Source organism: Jeotgalibaca sp. A127, assembly GCF_052266745.1.
Taxonomy (GTDB): Bacteria; Bacillota; Bacilli; order Lactobacillales; family Aerococcaceae; genus Jeotgalibaca.
Map to the genome: position 1 here is coordinate 1 of NZ_JBQPRC010000011.1, position 12,776 is coordinate 12,776.

A 12,776-nucleotide genomic window follows, 5' to 3' on the forward strand; every position below is an offset into this window, starting at 1 on the left:
TTCATCCGTGGTAAGATGGGTGTAGGTCATTCGTGATCACTCCTATGTATTCTTTGGTCGGAATTACAATTTGAGTGTACCACGAATGGCTTTTTTATTTGTCTAGCTTAATTTTACAATCGACGCATATTAAAAGATAGGATGATGAAAAATGTTATTTTTTGAATTGTTGGTGGAACATTTTCCTTCCTTTATGGATGCCATGTGGCAAACCGTTCAAATTACGCTGTTTTCTTTACTTTTCGGACTGATTCTCGGGGTTGTCTTCGGGCTTATGAAAGTATCTAACAACAAGGTGCTACAATCACTATCAAATGTTTATATTTGGCTTATTCGTGGAACGCCTTTGCTGGTTCAAATTTACTTTGTCTATTTTGGTATTCCGATGGCGACCGGTCTGAAACTGACTGAATGGCAAGCCGGGGTTATCACAATGAGCTTGAATGCGGGAGCCTATATAGCAGAAATTGTACGGGGTGGGATTGAATCCATCGATAAGGGACAAATGGAAGCAGCTCGTAGTTTAGGTCTTCCTTATAATAAATCAATGAGTAAGGTTGTATTACCGCAAGCGTTGCGCATAATGCTCCCTTCTATGATTAATCAGTTTATTATTACCTTGAAGGATACCTCTTTACTATCCATTATCGGGGTTCGTGAATTAACAATGAATGGTAAAATCATCACAGCGAACAACATGGAAACCATCCGTATGTGGTCGATTGTTGCTTTGTATTATTTAGTGGTTATTTCTATTTTGACCATCATCGCTAATAAAGTTGAATTGAGAGTTTCAAAAAGCAGTAGGTAAATAAAAAAGAAGCGGGAGCCCTGATTATTCAGGGCTCCCGCTTCTTTTTGTGGTTCTATTATTTATGGTGTTGGTAGGTATTCTTCTTGGAAATCCCGAAGGACGGTGGGGTTGCTTGTGGCCGTGTCAAGGATGCAATGCGAAAGTAGGGGGAAGTGGGACAAAAGGCGGTTAGCCCCGAACCACTGGAGCGAATAAGCGCAAGATGGTCGCAGGCCATCTGAGCATTATTCGTGAAGTGGACGTCGGGGCTGCCTTTTGTCGCACGTTTAGAATACAGATATTCGTATACAGGAAAGAGGGTGAGACAAAAGTCTCACCCTCCCCTTTGAGGCCCGCAAGCCCGGAGACTACAGGCTCAGGGCGGTCCTACGGCAGTACACAAGCAAACACGCCGAAGGGCATTTCCTTCACCAACGCCAGATAACCAAGAACCCTTTTTGTTCATACTAAATGATCTGTAAAGTTCCACATATCAAGATGAAATCCTTCATTGTCCTTAATTAAGCGGGTGATGCTTGTGTTTGCTAAGGGGGACTGAGAGCGTATATCTTTTAACTCGAAGCCTACCAACGAAAGCAGAGTGGCTGTCCAAAGAATACTGTGTCCAACAAATAAAAGATCTGATTGTGGCTGTTTTTCCGCATGGAAAAGAATAGATTTTGTCCCACGGGCTATGAGATCTTGGTACGTTTCACCTCCAAACAAAGAAGGGTTATACAGGTGCGGCTCATGACGCAAGTGATAAAATATTTCAGGATGTTTTTCCGCTATCGAGGGAATGTATAATCCTTCCCATTTTCCATAGCCAAACTCCTTTAATAAATCATCTTTTTCTAAAGGAATATCCGATTTAAATTCATCCAAGATATATTTAGCGGTATCCCATGCCCGGATTTGTGGACTGCTTATGGCTCGAGAAATGCTTGTTTGGCATAAAAATTTACCGGTTTTCCTCGCATCTTCGATACTTTTTTCTAATAACGGAGAATCAATAGCTCCTCCTTGTACGTGATTGGCGGCATTGAGCTTTGTTTGACCATGTCGCACAAAATAGAGTTGTTGCAAAAAAACCATCTCCTTTGAAATATTATTTTAACATAAATTAATTTAAAGCTATTAAGATGTTTTATGTTGAAATAAAATTTCATTTTGTTATAATGAAGGCATAAAAAAACGTTTCCAGAAAGGGGCGTACTATGTTTGGATTCTCAATTTTCTTAAACGAGGACTTCACTCAAGAAACATACAACTACATGACTGAAATGGTTGAGCACGGCTTCAAAGGTATTTTTACTTCGATTCATATTCCTGAAGAAGATAATAACAAATATCTAGATGGATTACAAAAACTGGGAACATTCTCCAGGAAGAATAACCTAGAACTTGTGGTCGACATTTCCGGAGCAGCTCTTGATAAACTGGGAGTTTCATTTAACGACTTATCTCCGCTCAAAAAAATGGGTCTTACCGGAATTCGTATTGATTACGGTATATCAATGGAAATTGTGGCGAAGGCTAGCCAAGTGATGGGTATTGCACTTAATGCCAGTACCATTTCCGAGGATGATTTAACTATTTTACGCAAACATAGTGCCAATTTTGAGAATATGGAAGCTTGGCATAACTACTATCCTCGTCCGGAAACGGGACTTGGTAAAAAGGCGTTTCAAAAACAAAATGAGTGGTTAAAAGAGGTTGGTTTTAAAGTGATGGCATTTGTTCCGGGTGATGGCAAGAAACGCGGGCCGCTCCAACAAGGATTACCCACATTAGAAAAACATAGAGGTGGAGCACCTTTTAGTGGCGCATTGGAGCTGTTGAATGATTGTCATGTCGACAAAGTTTATATTGGTGATCCCGGTATTGAAAAACGCACTAAAGAGCAATTTGGCTATTATGTGACAGAAGCAATCATTTTGTTTCATGCCTCGTTAATTGGACAAAGCGCGGAAGCGATACCAAGCTATATGCAAGGTGTCCATACTAATCGGATGGATGCTGCCCGAGATGCTATTCGCAGCCAAGAAGCGCGATTGTTGAAGGAAGCCCCAATTGAACCAAGGTATACTGAAAGACGCCCGATTGGAACTATCACCCTTGATAACGAGCAATACGGTCGTTATGCGGGAGAAATGCAAATTACAAAAAGAAACTTAGCCCGAGATGATCGTGTCAATGTCATGGGACGAATAATAGAACGTGATCAAAACTTAATTAAATACTGTAAAGCAGGCCAAAAATTCAAAATAATATGGGAGGAATAATAGATGGATTTAGGAAAACTAACAACAGAAAGACGAAATCCTCAAACGATGAACCTTGATAAAATGACCATCCCGGAAATGCTGGAGCTTATGAATCAAGAAGATGCAAAGGTTGCAGATGCCATAAAAATAGCTCTGCCTGAGATTGGGAAAGCTGTTGAAGTCATAGTGGCATCGCTTAAATCGGGTGGTCGCTTGATTTATATGGGAGCAGGGACGAGTGGGCGTTTAGGTGTACTGGATGCCGCTGAGTGTGTGCCTACATTTGGTGTATCCTCCGATGTAGTAGTAGGACTCATTGCTGGTGGTGAACGCGCAATGACCAAAGCGGTTGAAGGAGCAGAGGACTCCAAGGAGTTAGGTCAAAAAGATTTGGAGAACTTGAAACTCACAAAAAATGATGTTGTAGTTGGTATAGCCGCTAGCGGGCGTACACCTTATGTCATCGGTGGCTTGCAATATGCTAAGACAATTGAAGCTCATACTGTGACGATTGCCTGTAACAGGGATGCAGAAATCAGTAAATTTAGCCAAATTCCCATTGAAGTGGATGCAGGTCCAGAAATTTTGACTGGCTCGACCCGACTAAAAGCAGGTACGGCTCAAAAGCTAATATTAAATATGTTGTCAACGTGTTCTATGGTAGGTATCGGGAAAGTTTACCAGAATCTGATGGTGGACGTTCAACCAACCAACGAGAAACTGGAAGAGCGTTCCAAACGGATTATTATGGAAGCGACCGAATGCAGTTATGAAGATGCAGCCAAGGCATTTGAAGCTTCCGGTAATCAGGTCAAGTTGGCAATTGTGATGCTGTTGACGGACAGTAAGCGAGAGGAGGCGGAATTAAAGCTTAGCAAGTCGCAGGGATTTATTCACGACGCAATAAAAAAATAAAATATACAGGAGGAAAATACAAATGGCTGAATCAAAAGAACAACGCTTAGCAAGAGATATTTATAGCAATATTGGCGGCCCCAATAATGCTGAAAAAGTATATAACTGTATGACACGTGTGCGGATTGATTTACGTGATGATACACAAGTCGATATGGATGCCTTGAAAAAAGTTGATGGTGTAATGGGTGTTGTCGAAGACGGTGATACGCTACAAGTCGTGGTGGGACCGGGAACGGCAGCAAAAGTAGCAGCAGCAATGTCGGAAACTGCCGGTGTTGAAAGAGGAGCTAGCTTAAACGAAAATTTAGATCAGGAATTGACAAGTGGTCGAAGCGAAGCTGAAAAAATTGCATCACAAACCAAAAGCGAGCAGAAAAAGCGCAATGATACCCCATTTAAACGCGCTCTGAAAGTAATTGCGAGTATTTTTGTACCTTTAATTCCAGCCTTTGTTGGAGCAGGTATCATTGGTGGGATTGCCTCGATTATCCAGAACTTGATGACGGCGGGTTCAATTGACCCGGAAATCTGGACAAATATTTTCCAAGTTCTGAAAATCTTACAAAATGGTCTTTTTGCTTACCTTAATATTTATATCGGTATTAATGCAGCACGTGTTTTTGGTGCAACTGAAGGTCTGGGTGGGGTTATTGCCGGTGTTATCTATCTTAATGGAATGAATGTGGAAACGCCAATCCCGAATATCCTTACGGGAGACCCTCTTTCAGCAGGGCAAGGTGGCGTTATCGGTGTTATTATTGCAGTTTATTTACTATCCATTATTGAAAAGAACTTACGTAAAGTCGTGCCAAATGAAATTGATATTATTGTAACGCCAACCGTATCCTTGCTTGTAGTGGGCTTGGTAACTATATTCTTGATTATGCCAGTGGCTGGCTTTATTTCAACAAGTCTAGTTGGAACAATTAGTTGGGTATTGGAAGTGGGTGGAGCAGTTGCTGGATTTATTCTGGGTGCAACATTCTTGCCGCTCGTTATGTTTGGTTTGCATCAAGTGCTGACACCTGTACATATTGAGATGATTGCTTCAGCCGGAAAAACATTGTTATTGCCGATTTTAGCCATGGCAGGTGCCGGACAAGTTGGTGCAGCGATTGCTCTTTGGGTGAAGTGTCGTCGTAACAAACAATTAACGAATATTATTAAAGGGTCACTGCCAGTAGGTATTTTAGGAATTGGTGAACCGTTAATCTATGCTGTCACATTACCACTTGGTCGTCCCTTTATCACTGCCTGTATTGGTGGCGGGATAGGTGGTGCTGTTATTGGTGGTATCGGAAATATTGGTGCTACTGCAATCGGGCCAAGTGGTGTTGCGTTGATTCCCTTAATTCCTGATGGTATGTGGTGGGGCTATGTATTAGGTTTGCTTGCAGCCTATCTAGGTGGCTTCCTTGCTACTTACTTCTTTGGTATCCCTAAAGAAGCAATGGAACCGACTGAGATTAACGGAAATGCATCACAGCCAGTAGACCCATTGGCAGAATTTAAATAAACGGGTAAAATGATTAAAGCGGTAGAATCAAGATTTTATTGATTCACCGCTTTTTTAAATGAAAAGGAGGGTGACGACCATGCAAAATATATTGCTTACCGTCAAAGAAAAGTTACCGAAGCTACCGAAATCGGAGCGGAAAATTGCTAAGATTATTTTAGCGCACCCGCTCGATATCATTCAAATGAGTGCCGCTGATTTGGCTAAAATGGCGGAATCCAGCCCTGCTGCTGTCATCCGTTTTTGTCGCTCCATTGGGGTCAAGGGATACACTGAATTGAAACTTCAGTTATCGGCTGTCTCCAATGAGATAGAAGCAGCAAGCTATACAGATATTTCTCCAGATGAAAACCTTGATGAGATTAAGAAGAAAATGCTTTGGAATACAAATTATATGTTGGAAAGAACGAACAATACCTTGGTAAATGACGCATTGGAACAAGCGGTCTTATTGATGGTTAAAAGTCCAGTGATCTATGCGTATGGTCTCGGAGCTTCGTTTCTGGTAGCGATGGACTTGAAGCAAAAACTGACTCGTATTGGTAAACAAGTTATTTGTACCCAAGACCAACACGAATTGGTTGCCGCGTTAGCTATCGCCCCTAAAGATGCAGTTTATTTTGGGATTTCGAATAGTGGTGAAAAGAGAGAAGGGCAGGTATTGATGGAAATTGCAAAAAAAACTGGTGCCTATACCATCTCTTTGACGAAGGATTCTGATAATTCACTTAGTCGCTTAGCCGACATCGCTCTAAAAATGGCAGACACGAACGAAGCACCGCTTCGCAGTGGTGCAACGATTTCTTTACTGACGCAAATGTATGCCATAGATATTTTATTTTACCATTTCATGACCAAAAAATATGAGGATAATATCGAATATCTAGAGCTCTCACGCAAGGCCATTGCGAATTTCAGTAACATTATGGAAATGGACAATAACTAAAAAACCCCTCATCAAGATAGACGCGTGATTCGTCTATCTTGATGAGGGGTTAATTTTTATTCTTCGCCAAGATATTTAGCAAGAATTTCATCGTACTTACCGCTGTCTCTTAAGTTTTTCAAACCAGCATTAAACATTTCCACTAATTCGGGTTGTTTGTCTTTCAATGTAGCAAAGCCGTATTCTGAAGAACCTTCAGACTCGTGGATAACTTCCAGTCCCATACCACGTGTGATTTCATATTGGATTACAGCGTAATCTTCAAAAGCGGCAGCAGAGTTACCGGTTAATACGTCTTGGTACATTGTAGCAGAATCTTCAACGTATTTTACAGTGAAACCATATTCGTCCTTGATGCTTTCGGCATAGGCTGCACCTTCTGTACCTGTTTTGGCAACAACTTGTTGGCCTTCCAAGTCAGCTAATTCTGTGTATCCTTTAGTAGGATCCACTCCTACCCCTGTTGCAGATTGATAATAAGCATCTGAGAAGTCATACTTCAATTCGCGCTCATCGGTAATCGACATACCTGCGATAACGCCATCCACTTGGCCAGCTTCCAAAGCAGTCACAGAAGCGTTAAAGCCTAGTGTCCGTAATTCGTAATCAAAACCTTGATCTTCAGCAATAGCTGCCAAAAGATCGATATCGATCCCTACGAAATCACCATTGTCGTCCTCAAACTCAAATGGCGCAAAAGTTGTGTCTGTTCCAATAACGTATGTTTGGGAATCAGCATTCGATCCAGATTCATCAGTGGCAGTATCGTCAGAACCACATGCGACTAAAAACGAAGTTGTTAGTGCAAAGGCAGCAAGTCCAAATATTTTTTTATGTTTCATAAAATCCCTCCTGAAGGTAAGGTGTGTCACCTATTGTTACACGTTCAAGACGCTCGAAATAGGTGTTTTCTTGTTTCTAAAGAATACCACCGCATTTTCACCGTGTCAATGTAATGAGAGGCTGGAACGAAAATTATTTTAATGTAATTCTAACATACAATGTAACAAAATGTAACATATGCGATTTTGGAACTGCCTATCGAAGAATATAAAAAGAATGATATAATATAAGAAAAGTGAATTGATGGGGGTATTGAAATGAGTTACATGCAAACTTATGAAGTATGGAAATCACATAAAGATTTGGATTCACAATTACGAATAGACTTAACCCGACTTGATGGCAATGATGACGAAATAAAGGATGCTTTTTATTCGCCGCTGGAATTTGGCACAGCAGGGATGCGTGGCGTTCTCGGTGCTGGAATCAATCGCATGAATATTTACACAGTGCGCCAAGCAACTGAAGGGTTAGCACGCTTGATGGAATCAAAGGGTGAAGAAGAAAAAAAACGTGGGGTAGCAATTGCCTATGATTCAAGACGGATGTCCCCTGAGTTCGCTATGGAATCTGCAAAAACATTGGCAGCCCATGGTATTCCAGCTTATGTTTTCGAATCATTACGTCCCACTCCTGAATTATCTTTCGCAGTACGTCATCTTAACACCTTAACAGGAATTATGATTACTGCTAGTCACAACCCAGCGGAATATAATGGTTATAAAGTTTACGGTGAAGACGGTGGGCAAATGCCACCGGATGATGCAGCAGCATTGACAGACTACATCCGCGCTATTGAATCACCATTGGATGTTGCGGTTATGAGTGATGAAGAATTAGAAGCGTCTGGTTTATTGCATATGATTGGCGAAGAAGTCGATCACGTTTATTTGGAAGAAGTTAAAGCTGTTACGGTGAACCCTGAACTTATCGCTGAGATGAGTAAAGAGATGTCATTGGTGTTTACACCTCTACATGGTACAGGAAAAATGTTGGGCGAACGTGCCTTGAAAAACGCTGGTTTTGAAAACTTTACTTTAGTCCCTGAACAAGCGGATCCAGATTCAGATTTCCCAACTGTAAAATCACCTAACCCTGAAGATGCGGGAGCGTTTGAATATGCAGAAAAATTAGGAAAAGAAATCGGTGCTGATATTTTGGTAGCGACGGATCCGGATGCAGACCGTCTAGGAGCAGCTGTCCGCAAGAGCGATGGAACGTATGAAGTGCTTACAGGAAATCAAATCGCTTCCTTAATGGTCAACTACCTATTATTGGCTAAAAAAGAAGCAAACCAATTACCGGAAAATTCAGTTGTGTTGAAATCCATCGTATCCAGTGAATTCCCAACGGTTATTGCTGAATCATATGGCGTAAAGATGATTGATGTCCTGACTGGATTCAAATTTATTGCTGAGAAGATTAAACAGTATGAAGAAGATGGAAGCCAAACCTTCCAATTTGGTTTTGAAGAAAGCTATGGCTATTTGGTAAAACCATTTGTACGTGATAAAGACGCGATTCAAGCATTGGTACTGTTGGCTGAAGTAGCAGCCTATTATAAGAAAAAAGGCCAAACACTTTATGATGGCCTTGTGGAATTATTTGAACAGCATGGTTTCTACAAAGAAAATACTATTTCTGTCACAATGAGTGGTATAACAGGTGCTGAAAAAATTAAAGCATTGATGGCAAAATTCCGCGAAAATCCACCAACGGAATTCGCTGGTTTCCACGTGACGCAAACAGAAGACTTCCAAATGCGTACAACAACATTCCAGGATGGCTCTACTGAAGCAATTGAGATGCCAAGTTCAAACGTATTGAAATATACCTTGGAGGACGGCAGTTGGATAGCAATACGTCCAAGTGGAACAGAACCGAAAATCAAGTTCTACATCGGAGCGAAGGCAACGGACCAAGGAGCGGTTGACACGAAGGTAGGTCAATTCGAAGCAACGATTAAGGAACTTACACAAGTATAAAAAAGAAAAATCCATTACGGCCGATTGAGGTCGTAATGGATTTTTTTATCTATTCGATAGACGTCTGGAAGGATCTAAACGTTTTTCTAAATATTCTAAAACCAAGTCCGTAATAATTGCCATTAAAGCTGTTGGAATGGCGCCGGCTAATATAATCGCACCACCATCAGTTGCATTGACACCACGCGTAATGATGTCACCAAGTCCACCGGCACCGATAAAAGTTCCGATTGAGGTGACTCCGATACCAACGACCAGGGCATTCCGAATGCCAGCCATGATGACTGAAAGAGAAAGTGGTAATTCAACCATCGTGGTCAGTTGCATACGTGTCATGCCCATCCCTTTACCTGTATCAAGTAAGGATGCATCCACACTACGAACCCCGGTATATGTGTTTTTGATGATAGGTAAAAGAGAATATAAAAATACCGTGGCTATGACTGTATCGGCACCTAAACCCAAACCCAACATTAAAATTGAGAGTAAAGCCAAAGATGGAATCGTTTGGATAACATTGGCAATTCCAACAACCCATTCAGCCAGCTTACCTCGCTTCGATATAACAAATCCAAGCGGGATACCGATCAACGCAGCAAAAAGTACCCCATAAATGGAGATTAAGAAGTGGCGCCAAAATTGACTAAGCACATACATCCCATTTTCGGAAAAATAAAAAATGAGTTGCTCTAAAGTATTCATTTCATTCATTGCCATAATTCTCGCTCCTTCAGGGGTGTGATGTCTTTTTCTTCGAAGTAATTATTTTCTTCCAAGAATTGATAGGCCGCTCTTTGGGGCTCGATTAAGTTATTATCCACTTCGTAATTCAGTTGTTGCATTGTTTCGTCCGTCAGGATATCTTGCATGCGTAATAGAACAGTTTCAAGTTCTGGATACTGCTCCAGAATATCTTGGGATGCAACGGGGCTGGCGTCGTATGGTGGAAACAAATGCAAGTCGTCCTCCAGTACAACGAGGTCATAACTCGCAATCCGGCCGTCAGTGGAGTAACCAAGAACCACATCCATCGAGCCTGCCTCTAATGCGTCGTACACCAACCCAATTTGCATGGGGTAAACCGTACCGAAATCGAAACCGTACAAATCCCGGAAGGCATCGTACCCGTCGCCTTCACGTTCCATCCATGAGTTATCAACTCCAGCGGTTAAACTTTCTGCATGTTGTGCTAAATCACTTACTTTCGTTACGTTATATTCTTTTGAAAAATCCTTTGTTACCAAAAATGCGTAAGTATTCGCAAAGCCAAAACTTGGGAACCATACTTGATTAAATTTTTCATCAAAGCCTTTTACAACTGTTTCGAAAGCAAGGTCAGGGTCTGTAATGGGGTCCATTCCAAGTTCGCCAGTTAAAGACGTGCCCGTGTATCTTACAGCCGAAACATTAGCATCACCGCCCATGAGAGCTTGATGATTCAGGGTTGATGAACCTAGATTGTTAACAAGGCCAATGGAGGCATCAGGGATATAATGTGTGACCATTCCTTCAACTAAATAAGCCAATAGTTGCATTTCTGTCGTGGACCCACCTGTTATGATAATTCCTTCATCGGAGTAGGTTGCACCAAGACCGGGCAAAGTACATGCCGATAGAAAAAGGACCAACAAAGGCACTAAAAAATATTTTTTTATTTTATTCATGCTGCCGCTCCTTTCGTTGATGTTGTCTTAGGAGAGACGACTGTTTCAAGTTTTCCAAGAATAAAATCAGTAAGAAGAGCAAGAAGAGTAACGGGAATCGTTCCCCAAATAATCATTTCTTGATCATATACATTAAGTCCGTTAAAAATAAAATCTCCCAGTCCTCCCGCACCAATATATGAAGCAAGTGTAGCCCATGCTACAACATACACACCCGACAAACGAATACCGGACATAATAACTGGAGCCGAGAGAGGTAACTTCACATTGAAAGTTTGCTGTCTTTGTGTCATCCCCATACCTTTTGCGGCATCCACAATATTCGCATTGACATTGTTTATACCAATAAAGGTATTACGTAAAATCGGAAGCAGAGAATAAATAAATAAAGCCACGATAGCCGGTAACTTCCCAACGCCAAAAATTGGAATCATTAGCGCAAGTAGTGCTAGAGAAGGAACCGTTTGAAGAATTGATACAAAACCTATGACATAACGCGAGGCTTTCTCAAACCGTGTCAGCAAAATTCCTAAAGGAACTGCTACGATAGTCCCTAAAATCAAAGCAACAAACGAAATGAGAAAATGTTCGCCAATTTTAAAAAGTAGTTCAGAGCCATTACTTTGTAAAAATGCCATTACCTGTTCAACTCCTTCGTATCAGTTTCTGTAGTAGCGCTGATAGAAGTTGTTTCCATTACTTCTTCGATTTCTTCGAGATTGGCATCACGCCAAATGGAATCGTAAACCATATCTACAGTTGATGCCCGGGTAATTAAACCAAGTAGATGATCGTCTTCATCCACAACGGGAATGTTTTTGTAACCAAGAATCAAAATTCTTTGCAAGGCATCACGTACGAGCGTACCCGCGCGCACGAACATGACTTCTTCCATAACCTCACCAATTGTTACATCACGACGACGGTTACTTTCAATATTTTCAACGGTCAGCATACCTAAGAGACGATTATCTTCGTCAACGATGAATAGGGTGTCCACGCGGGCTGTCCGCATCACTCTTATCGCCTGTCCTAATGATTCTTCCGGTGTTATCGTGATGACACGCGGGTTCATAATTTGTTCGACCGTACGTAAATTTGTTTGTGCTTGTGTGAGTCGTGTTTCACCAATGAAGTCTTCGACAAATTCATTTGCTGGATGTGCCAAAATATTATCCGGCGTATCAAACTGAACGACCTTGCCATCTTGCATAACAACGATACGATCGGCTAATTTCAATGCCTCATCCATGTCGTGTGTTACGAAAACAACGGTTTTACCCATTTCTTGTTGGAGATGTTTGACTAATTCTTGTAAGGCATCACGTGTAATAGGGTCTAATGCGCCAAATGGTTCGTCCATCAGAATAATATCTTGATTAGCAGCTAAAGCCCGAATAACGCCAATCCGTTGTTGTTGACCGCCCGAAAGTTCAGAGGGATAACGATTCAGGAAATCACGCGGTAAGTCTACCTTGTCGATCAAGTTTTCCGCTGTTTCGCGCTGCTTCTCTACTGGCCATTCTAACAATTTGGGAACCAAAACAATATTCTCGTAAATGGTCATGTGTGGCATCAAACCGATTTGTTGGATGACATACCCAATTTTCCGGCGCAATTCTACAGCGTTCATTTTTTGTATGTTTTCCCCGTTAATAAGAATTTCTCCCGAGGTAGGGTTGATCATTCGGTTAATCATCCGCATAGAGGTTGTCTTCCCACTACCGCTTGTACCGATAAAGACAATAAATTCACCTTTTTTAAAAGACAGAGAAATATCATCAACGGCTTTCTTCCCGTTCGGGTATAGTTTAGTTACATTTCTAAATTCAATCATGTGTATC

The 12,776-nt window shown here is 41.4% G+C and carries 12 protein-coding genes; 6 read left to right on the forward strand and 6 right to left on the reverse strand.

Annotation, left to right across the window (positions count from 1 at the left end; translation table 11 throughout):
• Window positions 1-151: 151 nt before the first annotated feature.
• On the forward strand, window positions 152-811 hold the full coding sequence (locus tag ACTVAI_RS09835) for an amino acid ABC transporter permease (protein WP_443486547.1): 660 nt from the start codon (window positions 152-154) through the stop codon (window positions 809-811).
• A 444-nt stretch (window positions 812-1,255) separates the two neighbouring features.
• Here the strand turns inward: ACTVAI_RS09835 and ACTVAI_RS09840 are convergent, their stop codons facing one another.
• Entirely contained in the window at window positions 1,256-1,879 is a 624-nt protein-coding gene (locus ACTVAI_RS09840) for a histidine phosphatase family protein (RefSeq protein WP_443473450.1), read from the reverse strand.
• Window positions 1,880-2,010: 131 nt separating this feature from the next.
• Between ACTVAI_RS09840 and ACTVAI_RS09845 the strand changes: the two genes are divergently transcribed.
• From ACTVAI_RS09845 to ACTVAI_RS09860, 4 genes are all read left to right on the forward strand, one after another.
• Complete coding sequence (locus tag ACTVAI_RS09845) at window positions 2,011-3,078, forward strand: DUF871 domain-containing protein (RefSeq protein ID WP_443486548.1); 1,068 nt, start codon at window positions 2,011-2,013, stop codon at window positions 3,076-3,078.
• Window positions 3,079-3,081: 3 nt separating this feature from the next.
• Window positions 3,082-3,975 carry an N-acetylmuramic acid 6-phosphate etherase gene (gene murQ, locus ACTVAI_RS09850; protein ID WP_443473448.1) on the forward strand — a complete coding sequence of 298 codons (894 nt, stop codon included), beginning with the start codon at window positions 3,082-3,084 and terminating at the stop codon, window positions 3,973-3,975.
• Window positions 3,976-3,997: 22 nt separating this feature from the next.
• On the forward strand, window positions 3,998-5,494 hold the full coding sequence (locus ACTVAI_RS09855; protein WP_443473447.1) for a PTS transporter subunit EIIC: 1,497 nt from the start codon (window positions 3,998-4,000) through the stop codon (window positions 5,492-5,494).
• Window positions 5,495-5,573: 79 nt separating this feature from the next.
• A complete protein-coding gene (locus ACTVAI_RS09860) occupies window positions 5,574-6,440 on the forward strand; it encodes a MurR/RpiR family transcriptional regulator (protein WP_443473446.1) in 867 nt (288 codons plus the stop codon).
• A gap of 56 nt (window positions 6,441-6,496) precedes the next feature.
• On the opposite strand, the gene ACTVAI_RS09865 is transcribed toward ACTVAI_RS09860, so the two are convergent.
• Window positions 6,497-7,282: a transporter substrate-binding domain-containing protein gene (locus tag ACTVAI_RS09865; RefSeq protein WP_443473445.1), complete on the reverse strand. Its 786-nt coding sequence runs from the start codon at window positions 7,280-7,282 to the stop codon at window positions 6,497-6,499.
• Window positions 7,283-7,540: 258 nt separating this feature from the next.
• Between ACTVAI_RS09865 and ACTVAI_RS09870 the strand changes: the two genes are divergently transcribed.
• The gene (locus ACTVAI_RS09870; protein WP_443473444.1) at window positions 7,541-9,268 is read left to right on the forward strand and encodes a phospho-sugar mutase; all 1,728 of its coding nucleotides are present in this window, start codon (window positions 7,541-7,543) and stop codon (window positions 9,266-9,268) included.
• Between the two features lie 45 nt (window positions 9,269-9,313).
• On the opposite strand, the gene ACTVAI_RS09875 is transcribed toward ACTVAI_RS09870, so the two are convergent.
• Genes ACTVAI_RS09875 through ACTVAI_RS09890 form a run of 4 tightly spaced genes read right to left on the reverse strand, consistent with a single transcriptional unit; the run spans window position 9,314 to window position 12,769 of the window.
• Entirely contained in the window at window positions 9,314-9,979 is a 666-nt protein-coding gene (locus tag ACTVAI_RS09875) for an ABC transporter permease (protein ID WP_443473592.1), read from the reverse strand.
• The gene (locus tag ACTVAI_RS09880) at window positions 9,976-10,932 is read right to left on the reverse strand and encodes an osmoprotectant ABC transporter substrate-binding protein (protein WP_443473443.1); all 957 of its coding nucleotides are present in this window, start codon (window positions 10,930-10,932) and stop codon (window positions 9,976-9,978) included. The genes ACTVAI_RS09875 and ACTVAI_RS09880 overlap by 4 nt, the downstream gene beginning before the upstream one ends.
• Window positions 10,929-11,570 (reverse strand): ABC transporter permease, encoded by a 642-nt coding sequence (locus ACTVAI_RS09885; RefSeq protein WP_443473442.1) that lies wholly within the window; start codon window positions 11,568-11,570, stop codon window positions 10,929-10,931. Before ACTVAI_RS09885 ends, ACTVAI_RS09880 begins: the two co-directional genes overlap by 4 nt.
• Window positions 11,570-12,769, reverse strand: a complete 1,200-nt coding sequence (locus tag ACTVAI_RS09890; RefSeq protein ID WP_443473441.1) for a betaine/proline/choline family ABC transporter ATP-binding protein — start codon at window positions 12,767-12,769, stop codon at window positions 11,570-11,572. The genes ACTVAI_RS09885 and ACTVAI_RS09890 overlap by 1 nt, the downstream gene beginning before the upstream one ends.
• Window positions 12,770-12,776 lie beyond the last annotated feature (7 nt).